General features: G+C 70.3%; 3 protein-coding genes. 1 reads left to right on the forward strand and 2 read right to left on the reverse strand.

Going from position 1 to position 18,361, the window contains the following annotated elements; genetic code table 11:
- Positions 1 to 14,628, forward strand: a 14,628-nt coding sequence (locus tag HNV26_RS02445) for a non-ribosomal peptide synthetase (RefSeq protein WP_171439486.1), incomplete at its 5' end; no start/stop codon positions are given.
- Here HNV26_RS02445 and HNV26_RS02450 read toward each other — a convergent pair.
- Both HNV26_RS02450 and HNV26_RS02455 read right to left on the reverse strand, forming a co-directional pair.
- Positions 14,615 to 17,176 carry a patatin-like phospholipase family protein gene (locus HNV26_RS02450; protein WP_171439487.1) on the reverse strand — a complete coding sequence of 854 codons (2,562 nt, stop codon included), beginning with the start codon at positions 17,174 to 17,176 and terminating at the stop codon, positions 14,615 to 14,617. The two genes, HNV26_RS02445 and HNV26_RS02450, sit on opposite strands and share 14 nt — an antisense overlap.
- A gap of 125 nt (positions 17,177 to 17,301) precedes the next feature.
- A complete protein-coding gene (locus HNV26_RS02455; RefSeq protein WP_171439488.1) occupies positions 17,302 to 18,081 on the reverse strand; it encodes a DedA family protein in 780 nt (259 codons plus the stop codon).
- Positions 18,082 to 18,361 lie beyond the last annotated feature (280 nt).

The following is an 18,361-nucleotide window of genomic DNA, read 5'->3' on the forward strand; positions in this document are numbered from 1 at the left end:
GTGCACTTCGTGCCGTCCATGTTGCGCGCCTTCGTGGAGGAGCCCGGGCTGGAGGGGCTGGGAAGCCTGCGGCGGGTGGTGTGCAGCGGCGAGGCGTTGAGCGCGGAGTTGGTGAAGAAGGCGTACGTGCGGCTGCCCGCGTCGGTGGGGGTGCACAACCTCTACGGCCCGACAGAAGCAGCGGTAGACGTCACGTACTGGCCCTGCCCTCGTGGCGAGGACTTCCACCGCGTCCCCATTGGCCGGCCGGTGGCGAACACGGTGCTGTACGTGTTGGACACGCATGGGCAGCCGGCTCCGGTGGGCATCCCGGGCGAGCTGCACATTGGCGGCGTGCAGGTGGGACGCGGCTACTGGCAGCGCCCGCAGTTGACGGCGGAGCGCTTCATTCCCGACGCCTTCAGCGGCATCCCGGGCGCGCGCCTGTACCGCACCGGAGACGTGGCGCGGTGGTTGCCGGACGGCACGCTGGAGTACCTGGGCCGAGCCGACTTCCAGGTGAAGCTGCGCGGCTTCCGCATCGAGCTGGGTGAAATCGAGACCGCGCTGCGCACGCATCCCGGCGTGCGTGACGCCGTCGCCGTGGTCCGTGAGGAGACGCGAGGGGATGCCCGCCTCGTGGCCTACATCACGGGTGACTCGGCGCCGCTGGAGGCCGAGACGCTGCGAGCACATCTGCTGAAGCAGCTCCCCCAGCACATGGTGCCGTCGACCTTCGTTCACCTGGGCGTCCTGCCGCTGACGCCCAGCGGAAAGGTGGACCGCAAGGCCCTGCCCGCCCCCGAGGCGCCCACCGTCCAGCGGGGCCTCTACGTCGCACCGCGCACGCCGACGGAGGAGTCCCTGGCCGAGCTCTTCGCCCAGGTGCTCAGCGTCCGCCGCGTCGGCATCCACGATGGCTTCTTTGAGCTGGGAGGCCACTCGCTGCTGGCCACCCAGGTGGTGGTGCGTGTGCGGACGCGCTTCGGCATCGAGCTCCCGCTGCGCGCCTTCTTCGAGTCCCCCACGGTCGCCGGACTCGCCGCGTACCTGGACGGCCAGAAGAACGCGCCCGCGCAGTCTGACGCCGCGGTGCCGGCACTGACCCACGCGGACCGGCGCGCCTCGCTGCCGCTGTCCTTCTCCCAGCAGCGGCTCTGGGTCATCAGCCAGTGGAGCGAAACGGGCAGCAGTGCCTACAACCACCCGCTGGCGCTCCAGCTCACGGGCGCGCTGAACCTGCCCGCGCTTCAGCGCAGCTTCGACACGCTGGTTGCCCGCCACGAGGTGCTGCGGACGACGTTCCGCATGGAAGGCGACGCACCCGTCCAGGTCATCCACCCGCCCTCTCAGGTTCCCATCCAGGTCCTGGACTTGTCGGGTGAGGCCGTCGCCCATCTTCGTGAGGCGGAGACGCTGCGACGGGTCCAGGAAGAGGTCCAACGCCCCTTCGACCTGGCGAATGGCCCGGTGGTCCGAGGCATCCTGTTGAAGCAGTCCGCGACGGAGCACGTGCTGGTGCTCAACATGCACCACATCGTCACCGACGGTTGGTCCAACGGCGTGATGGTCCGGGAGATGGCGGCGATCTACGGCGCCTTCCGGCAGGGGCAGCCGTCTCCCCTGCCCCCGCTCCCGTTCCAGTACGCGGACTTCGCGGCGTGGCAACGGAAGTGGCTCCAGGGCCAGGTCCTGGAAGCGCAGCTCGACTACTGGCGCGGGATGCTCGCGGACGCGCCGCCGTACCTGGAGCTCCCCACCGACAAGCCGAGGCCGGAGCAGCCGTCCTTCCTGGGCGACAACACGCCCATCCAATTGCCGGCGGCCCTGAGCGACGCCGTGGACGCGCTCGCGCTGAAGGAGCGGGCCACGCCCTTCATGGTGTTGCTCGCTGCCTTCCAGGTGCTGCTGAACCGGTACTCCGGGCAGGATGACGTGCTGGTGGGCTCGCCCATCGCCGGCCGTCGCCACGCGCAGACGGAGGGGCTCATCGGCTTCTTCGTCAACACGTTGGTCCTGCGCGCTCGCTTCGGACAGGATCCGACCTTCCGGGAGCTGCTGGCCCAGGTGCGTGACACCACGCTGGGGGCCTACGAGCACCAGGACCTCCCCGTCGAGCGGCTGGTGGAGGATCTCCACCCCGCTCGAGTGGAGGGCCGCACGCCGCTGTTCCAGGTGATGTTCGCCCTCCAGAACACGCCGGTTCCCGAGCTGACGCTCCCGGAGCTGTCCCTCCGTGGCTTCGAGTCGAAGCACACGGTCAGCCGCTTCGAGCTGGAGCTGATCCTGTCCCGGGTGACGGAGGGTTACCAGGGCGGGCTCGTCTACAGCGCCGACCTGTTCGAGTCCGCCACGGCGGAGCGACTGGTTGCGCACCTCCAGGTCCTGCTGGAGGAAGCCGTGACGTCGCCGGACACCCCCGTCTCCGCGCTGCCACTCGAAAGGGAGGAGGCTCCGCAGCCGGACGACGCAGCGGACATGGCCCGCGAGGCCACCTTCCACCTGCGCGTCGAGGAGCAGGCGGCTCGGACGCCCGATGCCCCCGCCGTGTCGCTGGAGTCCCAGGTCCTCACGTACGCCCAGCTCAACGCGAAGGCGAACCAGCTCGCCGCGCAGCTGCGCACGCTGGGCGTCGGCCCGGAGGTCCGCGTGGGCCTGTGCCTGGAACGCACGCCCGATGCCATCGTCGCGGTGCTGGCGGTGCTCAAGGCCGGTGGGGCCTTCGTCCCCATCGACCCGGCTGCGCCGGCGCAGCGCAAGTCCTTCGTCCTGAAGGACAGCAACGCGTCCGTGCTGCTCACCCTCCAGTACCTGGCCGATGCCTGGAAGCCCCAGGTCCGGCACCTGCTGTGCCTGGATACCGAGGCCTCGAAGCTGGCGTCACTCCCGACGCGGAACGTCGTGGTGAACGTCCTCGGGGAGAACCTCGCGTACGTCATCTACACGTCTGGCTCCACGGGCACGCCGAAGGGCGTCATGGTGCAGCACCGCTCGTTGCTCGCCATGCACGCGGGAACGACGGAGGCGTTCCAGGCAACGGGAGCCACCGGCCAGCGCATCAGCCTCAACGCTCCGTTCCACTTCGATGGGGCGTTGGAGCCGCTGGTCCATCTGGCGGACGGACACTGCCTCTGCCTGGTGCCCGAGGAGACGCGGAAGGATCCGGAGGCGATGCTGGCGTGGGTGGGGCAGCAGCGCGTGGACGTGCTGGACTGCACGCCCGCGCAGCTCACGCTCTTGCTCCAGGCTGGCCTGCTGGAGCAGACGCATGTGCCTTCGCGAATCGTGTGCGCGGGAGAAGCGATGGCCCCGTCGCTCTGGAAGCAGCTCGCTAGCTCGGAGCGCACCACGGCGTTCAACGCCTATGGGCCCACGGAGAGCACCGTCTGCGCCACCACGGCGAGCGTCCGGAACAGCACCGCGCCCGTGCCCGTCATCGGGCGGCCCATCCAGGGCACGCGGGCCTACGTGCTGGATGCGCGGCAGCGGGTGGCCCCGGCGGGCATCGCGGGGGAGCTCTACCTGTCGGGAGATGGCCTGGCCCGTGGGTACCAGGGGCAGCCGCAGCTGACCGCGGAGCGCTTCATCCCCGACGCGTTCAGTGGAACCCCGGGGGCCCGCCTCTACCGCACGGGGGACAAGGCGCGCTGGCGGCATGACGGCACGCTGGAGTACCTGGGTCGGCTCGACTTCCAGGTGAAGCTGCGCGGCTTCCGCATCGAGCTGGGTGAAATCGAAGCCGTGCTGCGGACCCACGACCAGGTGCAGGAGGCCGTGGTGCTGGTCCGTGAGGACGTGCCCGGCGACAAGCGTCTCGTGGCCTACGTCGTCGTGGTGGTGACTCCCGAGGCCCCGGTGACCGCGGAGATGTTGCGTCAGCACGCACAGGCGCGGCTGCCGGAGTACATGGTGCCGTCCGCCTTCGTGCTGATGGGCACCCTGCCCCTCACCCCCACCGGGAAGGTGGACCGGAAGGCCCTGCCCGTCCCGGATGTCTCGAACCTGGCCGTCAAACGCGACGTCGAACCGCCCGCGACGCCCCTCGAGGCTCAGCTCGCGGAGGTCTGGAAGGAGCTGCTGCGTGTCCCCACGGTGGGCCGGCGCGACAGCTTCTTCGAACTGGGCGGCCACTCCCTGCTGGCCACCCAGATGGTGGCGCGCATCCGCGCCACCTTCGACGTGGACCTGAACCTGCGTACGTTCTTCGCGGCGCCCACCGTGGCCGCGCTCGCCGAGCGCCTGGCCTCCGCCTCATCCGGTCCCCGGCTTCCAGCCCTGACGCGAGCCCGGGGGGACGGAGCACTGCCGCTCTCCTTCGCGCAGCAGCGGCTCTGGTTCCTGGATCAGCTCCAGCCGGGGAACGCGTCCTACAACATGCCGACGGCGCTGCGCCTGTCGGGTGCGTTGGACGTGGCCGCCTTGCAGCGCGCCGTGGACGAAATCGTCCGTCGGCATGAATCACTCCGCACCACCTTCCAGACCGAGGACGGCGCGCCTCGCCAGGTCATCCACGCGCCGCACCCCGTGGCGGTGGACCGGGTGGACCTCTCGGGCATCCAAGACGAGGCGCACCGGGAAGCGGAGGCGCTGAAGCGCGTCACCGCCGATGCCCGGCGTCCCTTCGACCTGACCCAGGGCCCGCTGCTGCGCGTCACCCTGTTGAAGCTGGCGCCGTCCGAGCACGTGTTGCTGCTGTGCATGCACCACATCATCTCGGATGGCTGGTCCATGGGCGTGCTGGTCCGCGAGGTGACCTCGCTCTACGGCGCCTTCCATGCCGGTCAGCCCGCGTCCCTGCCCGAGCTTCCGGTGCAGTACGCCGATTACGCGGTGTGGCAGCGGGGGTGGCTCCAGGGCGACGCGCTGAACCAGCAGTTCGGCTTCTGGAGGGAGCAGCTCGCCGGCGCTCCGCACGCACTGGAACTTCCGACCGACAAGCCGCGCCCAGCGTTCCTCAGCACCCGGGGCGCGTCGGTGCCCGTGCAGCTCTCCCTGGCGCACAGCCAGGGCGTGGAGACGCTGGCCCAGCGCGAGGGTGTCACGCCCTTCATGGTGCTGCTCGCGGCGTATCACCTGCTGCTGAACCGGACCTCGGCCCAGGATGACGTGTTGGTGGGCTCGCCCATCGCGGGTCGACACCATGCGCAGACGGAGAGCCTCATCGGCTTCTTCGTGAACACGCTGGTGCTGCGCGCGCGCTTCGGCCGCGAGCTGACCTTCCGCCAGCTCCTGGCGCAGGTGCGCGACACCACGCTGGGGGCCTACGAGTATCAGGACCTCCCCGTTGAGCGACTGGTGGAGGAACTCCAGGTGGAGCGCGACCCGAGCCGCACCCCGCTCTTCCAGACGCTGTTCACCCTGCAGAACGCGCCCATCCCCGAGCTCGTGTTGCCGGGCCTGACGGTGCGGCCGGCAGACGGTGAGGACACGGGCGTGGCGCTGTTCGAGCTGAGCCTGGACCTGTTCCGTGGCGCGGACGGCTTCAGCGGGACGCTCAACTACAGCACCGACTTGTATGAAGAGGCCACGGCCCAGCGGCTGGCCTCGCACTACCAGCGGCTCCTGGAAGGCGTCCTGGCCCGGCCGGACGAGCGTGTCGCCGCGCTGCCGATGATGCGTCCCGAGGAGCGTCTGGCCTTACTCGAAGCCGCGAGCGGCGCTCGGGAACCACTTCCGAACGACACGCGCATCCACGCGCTCTTCGAGGCGCAGGTGGCTCGCACGCCCGACGCGCTGGCCGTGGTGGCGGGTGCGGAGTTCGTGACGTACCGGGAGCTGGATGCGCGGGCGAATGCGCTCGCCCTCCGCCTGCGCGCGGCGGGCGTGGGGCTGGAGCAGCGCGTCGCGGTGTGCGTGGAGCGCTCGGTGGAGCTGCTGGTCGCGCTGCTGGGGGTGCTCAAGGCTGGCGGGGCGTACGTGCCGCTGGACTCGGAGTATCCGGCGGAGCGCCTGCGCTTCATGTTGGAGGACAGCGGCGCCCGGGTCATCGTGGCCCGTGCGGCGTTCCGCGAGCGTCTGGGGGCCGCGGAGGGCCGCGTCTGGCTGGACGCGGAGGTGCCTCCCTCTTCCGGCGTGCCCCAGGCCCCCGCTGTCCTGGTGCCCCCTGAGGCTTCTGCGTACGTGCTCTACACGTCCGGCTCCACGGGCCGGCCCAAGGGCGTGGTCGTCCAGCACCAGTCGCTGGTCAACTTCACCCGCGCGGCGTGGACGTCCTTTCCGGTGGCGCCAGGAGACCGGGTGCTCCAGTTCGCCTCCATCAGCTGGGACACCAGCGCGGAGGAGATCTACCCGTGCCTCACGAGCGGCGGGACGTTGGTCCTCCGGACCCCGGACATGCTCGACGAGCCCGGCGCGTTCCTGGCGAAGTGTGAAGCGGCGGGCGTGACGCAGCTCAACCTGCCCACGGCCTTCTGGCATGACGTGACGGCGAGCCTCGATGCGGGCACGGCCCGTCTCCCCCCAGGGCTGAAGTGGGTGGTGATTGGCGGCGAACGCGTGGCACCGGAGCGGGTGGCCCAGTGGCAGCGGAGCGTCGGGGTCGAGCTGCCCCTGCTGAACACGTACGGGCTCACCGAGGTGACGGCGGTGGCCACGTCCGTGAACCTGTCAGCGGCCGGAGTCCTGGCGTCCCCGGGCGTCGAGCGCGAGGTGCCCATTGGCCAGGCGCTGACGAACGTGCGGATGTACGTGCTGGACCGCGAGCTGGAGCCCGTCCCCCCGGGCGTGCCCGGAGAGCTGTTCATCGGCGGACGAGGTGTGGCCCGAGGCTACCTGGGCCGGCCGGAGCTGACGGCGGAGCGCTTCGTACCTTCGCCTTTCGTTGACAGCGAGCGGCTGTACCGGACGGGAGACCTGGCGCGGTGGCGCCGGGACGGGAACCTGGAGTACCTGGGCCGCGGCGACACCCAGGTGAAGGTCCGCGGCGTCCGCATCGAGCCTGGAGAGATTGAGGCCGCCCTCCGCGCGCATCCCACAGTCCACGACGCCGTGGTGCACGTCCGCGAAGACGTCGCTGGCGACAAGCGGCTGGTGGCGTATGTCGTGCCGTCGTCCGCGCCAGACGCGGGCCCACTGGAGGCGTCCGCCCTCCGGGAACACCTGCGCCGGAACCTCCCCGAGTACATGGTGCCCGCCGCCTTCGTTTCACTGTCCGCCCTGCCCCTGACGCCTGGTGGGAAGGTGGACCGGAAGGCCCTCCCCGCGCCGGAGGCCTCGCAGCTGGCCCTCAAGCGCGACAGCATGCCCCCCGCGACGCTCATGGAGGCCCGGCTGGCGGAGGTCTGGCAGGAGTTGCTGCGAGTCCCCACGGTGGGACGCCACGACAACTTCTTCGAGCTGGGGGGCCACTCCCTGCTGGCCACGCGCGTGGTCGCCCGCGTCCGCGCCGACTTCAACGTGGAGCTGAGCCTGCGCGCGTTCTTCGAGGCCCCCACCGTGGCGGCCCTCGCCGAACGTCTGGGCTCCGCCACGCCCGGCCCCCGGCTGCCACCGCTCACCCGGACCCGGCGTGACGGGCCGGCGCCGTTGTCCTTCGCCCAGCAGCGCCTGTGGTTCCTGGATCAGCTCCAGCCGGGCAACGCCTCCTACAACATGCCGTCCGCGCTGCGTCTGTCGGGGGCGCTGGACGTCGACGCCTTGCAGCGCGCCGCGGATGCCCTGGTGGAGCGGCACGAATCACTCCGCACGACGTTCCATGCCCAGGGCGGCGAGCCCCGCCAGGTCATCCATCCACCGCGAGCGCTGCCGCTGAAGGTGGTGGACCTCTCGGGACTCCAGGGGCGGGCGTATCGGGAATCCGAGGCGTTGAAGCTCGCCACCCTCGACGCACAGCAGCCGTTCGACCTGTCCACGGGCCCCCTGCTGCGCGTCACCCTGCTGACGCTGACGCCCACCGAACACGTGCTGGTGCTGTGCATGCACCACATCATCTCGGACGGCTGGTCCATGGGCGTGCTCGTCCGGGAAGTGGCCGCGTTCTATGACGCCTTCCTTCGCGGACAGCCCGCGTCCCTGCCCGAGCTCCCCGTGCAGTTCGCCGACTACGCGGTGTGGCAGCGCGGGTGGATGCAGGGCGAGACGCTGAAGCAGCACCTGGGCTGGTGGAAGGAGCAGCTCGCGGGCGCGCCGCACGCGCTCGACGTGCCCACGGACAAGCCGCGGCCCGCGGTGGTGACGCACCAAGGCGCTGGCGTGCAGGTCCAGCTTCCGCTCGCGCTCAGTCAGGCGCTGGAGGCGTTGGCGCAGAAGGAAGGCGTCACGCCGTTCATGCTGTTGCTCGCCGCCTTCCAGGCGCTGTTGTGCCGGCACTCGGGACAGGACGACGTGCTGGTGGGCTCACCCATCGCCGGGCGCCGTCAGGCCGAGTCCGAGCCGCTCATCGGCTTCTTCGTCAACACGCTGGTCATGCGCGCCCGAATCTCCCCGGAGACGACCTTCCGCCAGTTGTTGGCGCAAGTGCGGGACACCACCCTGGGCGCGTACGAACACCAGGACGTCCCCTTCGAGCGGCTCGTGGAGGAACTCCAGCCCTCGCGAGACCTGAGCCGCACGCCGCTGTTCCAGGCCATCTTCGCCCTGCAGAACGCACCGGGCTCCGAGCTGGCCCTCCAGGAGATCTCCCTGCGAGAGCTGGAGCCGACGCATGGTGTCAGCCGGTTCGAGCTGGAGCTGGCGCTGGCCCGCCTCCCGGAGGGCTACCAGGGCGCGCTCATCTACAGCACCGAGCTGTTCGAGCCCGCCACGGCGGAGCAATTGGTGGAGCATCTCCGGCTGCTGCTGGAAGGCGCCGTGGCGTCACCGGATGACCCCGTGTCCACCCTGCCCCTCCACACGGAGGCGGAGCAGCACCAGTTGATGGTGGACTGGAACAGCACCAGCTCCAGCGTCCAGCGCGGTGGCATCTTCCACACGCGCTTCGAGCAGCAGGTGGGACGCACGCCCAACGCGCCCGCCGTGGCGCTGGATGAGCAGGTACTGTCCTTCAGCCAGCTCAACGCGAAGGCGAACCAGCTCGCCGCGCACCTGCGCACGCTGGGCGTGGGCCCGGAGGTCCGCGTGGCCCTGTGCCTGGAGCGCACGCTGGAGGCCATCATCAGCCTGCTGGCGGTCCTGAAGGCCGGAGGCGCCTTCGTCCCCCTCGACCCGATGGCGCCCTCGCAGCGCCGTTCCTTCATGCTGGAGGACAGCGGGGCCACCGTGCTGCTCACCGTCCAGCACCTGGCCGAGGCCTGGCGGCCCCAGGTCCGGCATCTGCTGTGCCTGGACACCGAGGCCGCGAAGCTGGCGTCACTGCCCACGTACAACGTCCCCGCGAACGTGCGCGGAGAGAACCTCGCGTACATCATCTACACGTCCGGCTCCACGGGCACGCCCAAGGGCGTCATGGTGCAGCACCGCTCGCTGCCGTGGTTGCTCCAGGGAATGACGGAGTCGCTGGAGATGGCCGCGCCCGCCGGGCAGCGCCTCAGCCTCAACGCGCCGCTCTACTTCGACGGCACTGTCGAGCGGCTCATGCACCTGGCGGAGGGACACTGCCTGTGTCTGGTGCCGGAGGCCACGCGGAAGGACCCGGAGGCGATGGTGGCGTGGCTGGAGCAGCAGCGCGTCGACATGCTGGATTGCACGCCCGCGCAGCTCGCGCTCCTGCTCCAGGCCGGGCTCCTCGAGCGAAGCCACGTCCCCGCCAGGATTTTCTGCGGAGGCGAGGCCATGTCGCCCATGCTCTGGAATCGACTGGCCGGCACGGAGCGCACGACGGCTTTCAACGTCTATGGCCCGACCGAGAGCACGGTGTGCGCCACCTCCGCGCGTGTTCAGGGCAACCCGAGTCCTGTCCCCGTCATCGGCCACCCCATCGTGGGAACGCGGGTGTACGTGTTGGACTCGCGCCAGCAACTGGCTCCGCTGGGAACCGCGGGCGAGCTGTGCATCGCGGGAGAAGGTGTGGCCCGGGGGTATTTTGGCAGGCCGGGACTGACGGCGGAGCGCTTCATCCCGGACGCCTTCAGTGGACAGCCGGGGGCCCGCCTCTACCGCACGGGAGACAAGGCCCGGTGGCGGCATGACGGCACGCTGGAATACCTGGGGCGGCTCGACTTCCAGGTGAAGGTGCGGGGCTTCCGCATCGAGCTGGGCGAAATCGAGGCTGCCGTGCGCACCCACGGCCAGGTCCAGGACGCCGTGGTGCTGGCGCGCGAGGACGTGCCGGGCGACAAGCGGCTCGTGGCCTACGTCGTGGGCGACTCGGTCACCGCCGAGTCGCTGCGCCAGCACCTCCTGCAGCGGCTGCCGGAGTACATGGTGCCTTCGGTCTTCATGTCGCTGGCCGCCCTGCCGCTGACGTCCACCGGCAAGGTGGACCGCAACGCGCTGTCGGCACCGGACGCATCCCAGCTCGCGCTCACGCGCGCCGTCGAGCCGCCCGCGACGCCCACGGAGGCTCGGCTGGCGGACATCTGGAAGGAGCTGCTGCGAATCCCCACCGTGGGCCGGCATGACAACTTCTTCGAGCTGGGCGGACACTCCCTGCTGGCCACTCAGGTCGTGGCCCGCATCCGCGACGCCTTCGATGTGGAGCTGAACCTGCGCGCGTTCTTCGCGGCCCCCACCGTGGCGACGCTCGCCGAGTGGCTGGCCTCCACGACGCCCAGGCTCCGGCTCCCGCCCTTGTCGCGCGCCGAGAGGGACGGAGCATTGCCGCTCTCCTTCGCGCAGCAGCGGCTGTGGTTCTTGGATCAGCTCAATCCGGGTGACGTGTCCTACAACATGCCGTCCGCGCTGCGGCTGTCGGGGTCGCTCGACGTCGAAGCCCTGCGGCGAGCGGTGAGTGCCATGGTGGCGCGGCACGAAGCGCTCCGCACCTCGTTCCAATCGGTGGCTGGCGAGCCCCGGCAGGTCATCCACCCACCGCACGCCACGGTGGTGGAGGTGGTGGACCTCTCGGACATCCAGGACCGGGCCCAGCGGGAAGCGGAGGCGATGACACGCGCCACCCGGGATGCCCGGCAGCCGTTCAATCTCTCCACGGGGCCGCTGCTGCGCGCCACGCTGCTGAAGCTGGAGCCGTCCGAGCACGTCCTGTTGCTGTGCCTGCACCACATCGTCACGGACGGCTGGTCCATGGGCGTGCTGGTGCGTGAGGTGACCACGTTCTACGAGGCCTTCCACAACGGGCACCCCGCGGCCCTGCCCGAGCTCCCGGTGCAGTACGCCGACTACGCGGTCTGGCAGCGCGGGTGGCTCCAGGGCGAGACGCTGAAGGAGCAGCTCGGCTGGTGGAAGTCGCAGCTGGCCGGTGCACCCCGTGCGCTGGAGTTGCACACCGACAAGCCCCGGCCCGCGGTGCTTCGTCACCACGGCGCGGCGGTGCCGGTGCGGCTGCCCCAGGAGCTCGCGCTGATGCTGGATGCGCTGGCGCAACGTGAAGGCGTCACGCCGTTCATGCTGCTGCTCGCGGCCTTCCAGTCGGTCCTGGCCCGTCATGCCGGGCAGGACGATGTGTTGGTCGGCTCGCCCATCGCCGGCCGGCGCCACGCGGAGACCGAGCCGCTCATCGGCTTCTTCGTGAACACGCTGGTGCTGCGCGCCCGCTTCACCCCCGCGATGACCTTCCGTCAACTGCTGGCGCAAGTCCGTGACACCACGCTGGGCGCATATGAGCATCAGGACGTGCCCTTCGAGCGGCTGGTGGAGGAACTCCAGCCCTCGCGAGACCTGAGCCGCACGCCGCTGTTCCAGGTGATGTTCGCGTTGCAGAACACCCAGGTCCCCGAGCTGACCTTGTCCCAGCTGTCGGTCCGTCCCGCGGACGCCGACGACTCAGGGGTGACGCTGTTCGAGCTGAGCCTGGACCTGGCGCGTGTCCAGGACGGCTACGAGGGGGCGCTCGTCTACAGCACCGAGTTGTTCGAGCGCGCCACGGCGGAACGGCTGGCCACCCATCTCCAACTGCTGCTGGAGCGTGCCGTGGCCGCGCCGGACCTGGCCCTCGCCACGCTGTCCCTCCACACGGAGTCGGAGCAGCAGCAGTTGATGGTGGACTGGCACGACATCGAACCAGCCCGCGAGCGTGGTGCGCTCTTCCACACGCGCTTCGCGCAGCAAGCCGCGCGCACGCCCGATGCCCCCGCCGTGACACTGGGGGCGCAGGTGCTGTCGTTCGCCCAGCTCGACGCGCGGGCCAACCAGCTCGCCGCGTCCCTGCGCTCGCTGGGCGTGGGCCCCGAGGTCCGCGTGGGCTTGTGCCTGGAGCGCACGCCGGACGCCATCGTCGCGGTGTTGGCGGTGCTCAAGGCGGGGGGCGCCTTCGTGCCCATCGACCCGTCCGCGCCGGCACAGCGCAAGTCCTTCGTCCTGAGGGACAGCGACGCGTCGGTCCTGCTCACCGTCCAAGCGCTGGCGGACGACTGGAAGCCGCAGGTCCAACATCTGCTGTGTCTGGACACCGGGGCGTCGAACCTGGCGTCACGGCCCACGGATGAGGTCGTGGTGGAGGTCCGCGAAGAGAACCTCGCGTACGTCATCTACACGTCCGGCTCCACGGGCACGCCCAAGGGCGTCATGGTGCAGCACCACTCGCTGGCTTCGCTGCACGTGGCCTCGAGCCTCGCGTTCCACCTGGGGCAGGCGCCGGGGCAGCGGTTCAGCCTCAACGCACCGCTCTACTTCGACGTCAGCATGGACCAACTCGTCCATCTGGCGGACGGGCACTGCTTGTGCCTGCTGCCCGATGACACACGGAGAGATCCGGAGGCGATGCTGGCGTGGCTGGAGCAACAGCGCGTGGACGTCCTGGACTGCACGCCCGCGCAGCTGACGCTCCTGCTCCAGGCCGGGCTGCTGGAGCGTGCCCACGTCCCGGCGCGGATCCTGTGCGCGGGTGAAGCCATGGCCCCGTCGCTCTGGAGCCGCCTCGCGAACACGGAGCGCACGACGGCGTTCAACGCCTACGGCCCCACCGAGAGCACCGTGTACGCCACCTATGCGCGCGTGCAGCACAGCCCGAGTCCGGTCCCTGTCATCGGCAAGCCGCTCGCGGGGACTCGGGCGTACGTGCTGGATGCGCGGCAGCAGCTGGCCCCCCTGGGCACCGCGGGCGAGCTCTATCTGGCGGGGGATGGCCTGGCTCGAGGCTACCTGGGCCAGCCAGGCCTCACCGCGGAGCGCTTCGTCCCCCACCCGTTCGCGTCCACGCCGGGCGAGCGGCTCTATCGCACGGGCGACAAGGCCCGCTGGCGGCATGACGGCACGCTGGAGTACCTGGGGCGGCTCGACTTCCAGGTGAAGCTGCGCGGCTTCCGCATCGAGCTGGGTGAAGTCGAAGCGGCCCTGCGTACACACGAAGCGGTCCAGGACGCCGTGGTGCTGGCGCGCGAGGACGTGCCCGGCGACAAGCGGCTCGTGGCCTACGTCGTGGGCGGCTCCGTCACCGTGGAGGCGCTGCGTCAGCACCTCCAGCAGCGGCTGCCCGAGTACATGGTGCCGCCGGCCTTCGTCTCACTGCCGGCCCTGCCCCTGAACCCCAGTGGCAAGGTGGACCGCAAGGCCCTGCCCTCGCCCACGCTCGCGGACACCCGAGGCCAGGAGGTCCACGTGGCGCCGCGGGATGGGCTGGAGCTGCGGCTCGTGCGGACCTGGGAGCAGCTCCTGGGCGTGGAGCCCATCAGCGTGCGCTCCAGCTTCTTCGAGCTGGGAGGCCACTCGCTGCTGGCCGTGCGTCTGGTCGCGGCCCTGCGCGAGTCCCTGGGCCGGCCGCTTCCCCTGTCCGCGCTGTTCCAGGCGCCCACGGTGGAGCAGCTCGCCGCGCTCCTGCGCCGCGAGGACACTGGACCGACGTCGTCGCTGGTCCCGTTCGACGTGGGCCGGAGTGGAACGGAGGTTCCGTTCTTCTGCGTGCACCCGGTCGGAGGCAACGTCCTGGCCTACGCGGAGCTGGCCCGGCTGCTCGGGCCGGAGCGCCCGTTCTACGGACTCCAGGCGCAAGGGCTCGACGGCAGCACCCCGCCGCTGGGCACGGTGGAGGAGATGGCCGCCGCCTATGTGGAGGCCATCCGCACGGTCCAACCCGCCGGGCCCTACCTGCTGGGCGGCTGGTCCGTGGGCGGCGTCATTGCCTATGAAATGGCGCGCCAGCTTCGCGAGCGTGGCGACACGGTGGCCCTGTTGGCGCTCATCGACGCCTACACGCCCGCGGTGCTCAACGCCGCCGAGCCGGAGCCCGACGCCGCGCAGGTCGTCTCCGCTTTCGCGAGCGACCTGTTGGGCATCGGGTTCACGGACCTGGCCACGCCGGACGCGTCCCAGTCACCCGAGGCCCAGGTAGAAGCGCTCTGGGAAGCCGGTCAGCGCGCGGGCGCCCTGCCGCCCGGAATGGAGCCCGCGCACCTGCGAGCCCTGCTCCGGGTCTTCGAGGCCAACCTCCGGGCCGCCCGCCGCTACCAGCCGCCCGCGCTGAACCCGGGCCGGGTGTTGCGGCTCCAGGCGACGGAGGGCGCGGAGGGCCTGCCCGAGGACGGCGGTTGGAAGGCGCTCGTGGGAGCCGGACTGGAGCAGCACGCCGTGTCCGGCGACCACTACGGCGTGCTGCGCGCCCCGGGGGTCCGCGAGCTGGCGGACCGGCTCCGGAGCGCGCTGAAGGTCACCACCGCGTGAGGAGGAACTCGATGCCCAGGCCCAGCTCCTTGAAGTACTTGGGCGTCCCCCTGATGAGCCGCCGCTCTCCCTCCGTCTTCTTGAAGAGGTAGACCGGCATCGTGAGGCGCACGCCCACCATCTCCGCCAGGTCCACGCCCAGGCGGGCCTCTGGGACCGTCAGCGCCCATTCGTTGGGATGGCTGAGGTAGCCCGCGGACACGCCCAGTCCGGCGCGCCACCGGGCGTACGGCCCCAGGTCGAGGAACGGAATCGCGCCGGAGAAGCCGTCCATGTCGGAGACACAGTCGATGTAGAGGCCCAGCGAGGCCCAACGGATGCGGGTGTCGTTGGGCACGAGCTGGTCCATGTCCCGAACGCCCAGCCCGGACAGCACGGCGCCGAAGCGCCACTCATTGCGGCTGTAGGTGTAGTCCTCGCGCCCCTGCTCGGACGCGAGGAACGGAAGCTCCACGCCCACGCCCACGCCGCGCTGGCGCATGGCGCTGAGCGTCCAGACGTGGTGCGGCTTCGAGTACGTCAGCCACTCGTCCAGGAACGCGGCGCCCGCGGGACGGAGCGGAATCTTGAGGTTGCCCCGCTGCTGCGTGACGAGGCTGTGGAAGGCCGTGCCCACGCGTTGGCGGACCGGGATGAGGTCCTCTCGGGTCCCCGTGGCTTCAAGCTCCTCCATGACGCCTTCGCTGTACTGGTAGCCCACGTCGCCCAGCACGGAGAGCAGGTCGTCGACCCGCCCCTTCTGGAGCTGTCCCGCTTCCGCCCTCCGCGTCAGGGCATCGGTGGCCTGACGCAGCCGCCCCAACTGCGGCGTCGTCGCGCAGTCATTGCCCACGACACAGCGGAAGCCGGGCGAGTCGATGCCCAGGACGTTCAGGACGCGGAGCTCGCGATCCTTCAGGCGCTCCTTGCCGGTGCGAGGCACCAGCAGGTCGACGGCGCGCGTCGAGGTGAGCTGGGTTGACAGGAAACGGATGGCGTCCTGCATGCCACGGTAGAAGTCGTGCTCGCGGAAGCGCCGGTCGAAGAAGCCCATCATCGCGAACTGGAACTCCGACGGGAGCACCGACGTGCGGCGAGGAATCTGGATGCGGCCCGACAGATTGATGTCGTGCTCCAGGGTGTTGAGCACGGCGCTGTCGCGCGCGGCGTTCAGCACGTTGCCCAGGTACTGGAAGTAGGCCTCGTCCAATGGGCTGCGGGAGCGATCCGGCCGTTCGGGCGCTGATGCCCAGTCCCAGGCGACCGCGTCCTGGTCCAGGTAGACGACGGGGAATCGCTCGCGATTGAGCGTCGTCTCCCCCGAGGTGCTGCGCTCCACCCACCGCGAGCCGAGCCGCACCGCCAGGTCCACGGGGTTGTTGTTGAGCACGCCGCCGTCAATGAGCTTGAGGGACTCCAGGGGCCCCCATTGCGTCTGGTTGAAGAAGGAGACCTCGACGGGGACAGGCGGGAACGCGAGCGGAAAGGCCCCGGAGGCCTGCGGCGTGAGCAGCAGGTTCGACAGGGACACCTCATGTCCGCCGTCGCCCGTCGGTTGGGCGCCCAGCGCCGGGTAGTACGCGAACTCCTTGGGCTTCACCCCGATGTGGGGGAACGACGCGCTCGCCGCGCCTTCCATGAATGGCAGCCGGGCGGTGAGCTTCCCTTCGCCCTGCGTCATCACCTGGACGACCAGCTTCTCCGTCACGCGCTTCAGCTTGAACTGGGCGTCGGGGCCGCCCTCGCCGAACGGAACTTCGCGCCCGCGCAGGTTCGTCACGGTGATGCCGTAGGCGAAGCTGCAGTCCTCCTTGAAGCGGGTCGTCTGGGCCTTCTTCAGGATGAGCTGCAGGGTGTCCTGCATGTGGGGCTCGCTGAAGAGGTGCGTGCCCTGAGGTGGCTCATTCCGCTCTTCGGGGAGCAGCCGGCCCAGGTCGAGCTGGTCGATCCACACGGTCCAGAAGAGGCTCTGCTCTGGAGACCACGTGGGCTGTGCGAACGCCGTGTCACACGAAGCCAGCCCCCCGAGCAGCGCGTTCACCGCCCCCGCCGAGGCGCCCGTCCACACACGCGGCGCCGGGTTGCCCAGGTCCGCCTGCGCGCCTTCTCGCTGCGCGACGCTCCAGAACCGGACCAGCGTGGAGAGGAACCCCGCCTGATACGCGCCCAGGCTGATGCCGCCGCTGACGACCAGGGCCGGCGCGCTGCGCTCCGTCTCCTCGGCCAGGGCGCGGGCCTGCGCGGGGTCTTCGATGTGCAGCGGCAGGAACGGCGTTCCCTCGGGGACGAGCGCGGTGTCCTTCGCGAAGGCGCCACCGTTCGGCGGAACGGGCGGCGCCTCGGGGCTCACCGCCGGAACGTCTTCAGTGACAGCGCTGGCTGGCACTTCGCCCGGTTCGGCCTGGGGTGGCGCCGCTGGCGCATCAGGTGAGGCGTCCGCCGGCACGGGGTTGGCGGGCGTGGAGGCGTCCTCGGCCTCGGAGGGCGCCGGTGGGACGGCTTGCGCCTGCGCGGTGCTGCTGGCTGCGAGCAGGACCACGGCACAGGCACGAAGAAGGATCTTGGGCATTCGCGGGCTCAGATGAGGGTCGACGTTGAGGCTATCCCTCAATCCTGACCCTGATCCCGGAAGCCCGGCAACCACGGAAGGCGCCGGGGAAGCTGTCGTCCCCGGCGCCCTCGGTTCGAAGTGGCCTACGACTTCTGCAGCTCGTGCGAGCTGTCGGCGGCGGCCTGCTCCGGCGCCGCGACGAACAGGGCGTCGCCCGTGCTGGACACCTGGGGACGCAGCGGCGCGGCCACGGACTCGTGGACGAGCGCGGGAACCGCCACGGGCTCCACGATGGCGGCGGCCTGGGCGCGCTGCGCGGCCTGCCGGCGGCGCCACACGAAGTAGCCGATGGCGGCCACGGCCAGCACGCCCATTACGGCGAACTGCCCTTCCTTGAACTTGGAGATCATCGTGTCCAACTCGCCACCGAAGTGGAAGCCGAGCCAGATGAACACGGGCGCGGACAGCAGCGCGGCCAGGCCGTCCCAGAAGATGAAGCGCCAGTAGGACATGCCCACGGAGCCCGCGGTGAAGTACGTCACGGCGCGCACGCCCGGCATGAAGCGGGCGATGCAGACGATCTTCTGGCCGTGCTTGACGAAGAGGCCCTCCACCTTCGCGCGTTTCTCGGGTGTGACGATGCGGGCGAAGAAGCCACCGCTGCCTTCACGTCCCAGCCTCCCGCCCAGCCGGCGGCCGGCGAGGTAGATGAGGCTGTCGCCAACGATGATGCCCGCGAAGCCGACCACCATCATGACCGATAGGTTGGCGGCCCCCTTGTGGGCCAGGAAGCCCCCGAGGATGAGGGAGATGTCCTCTGGTAGAGGGACACCCAGTCCGCAGGCCACCAGGATGCCGAACACCGTGGCATAGGCGAAGAAGCCCTGAGAGTCGCCGAGGAGGTTGGTGAGAAGTTCTTGCACGCGTCGTCCTGTCCGTTCACGTCCGAAGGGCCCGCCCCGGTAGTCACCTGAGGCCGCCCCTCTAGCGCCCAGACATCAACCGGGCGCGGGTCGTCAAAACTCCGAGTCAACAAGGGGAACCGACCCCAAAAGTCCCTGAAACCCGGCCTCTGCCTGGGCGCTCTTCGGCGCCCGTCATCTCTTCATATTCTCCGACCGCCGCCTCCCACTGCCCCACTGTCCCGACGTCTCGCCGCCCCTTCGGGCAGCCTGCTCACCTGGGTTCCAATCGTCCAGGAGG

This window comes from Myxococcus xanthus, from assembly GCF_013116825.1.
GTDB lineage: Bacteria > Myxococcota > Myxococcia > Myxococcales > Myxococcaceae > Myxococcus > Myxococcus xanthus_B.

Coding starts and splice junctions, on each gene's coding strand:
- HNV26_RS02450 (WP_171439487.1), bottom strand. CDS start 17,176: ATGCCCAAGATCCTTCTTCGTGCCTGTGCCGTGGTCCTGCTCGCAGCC.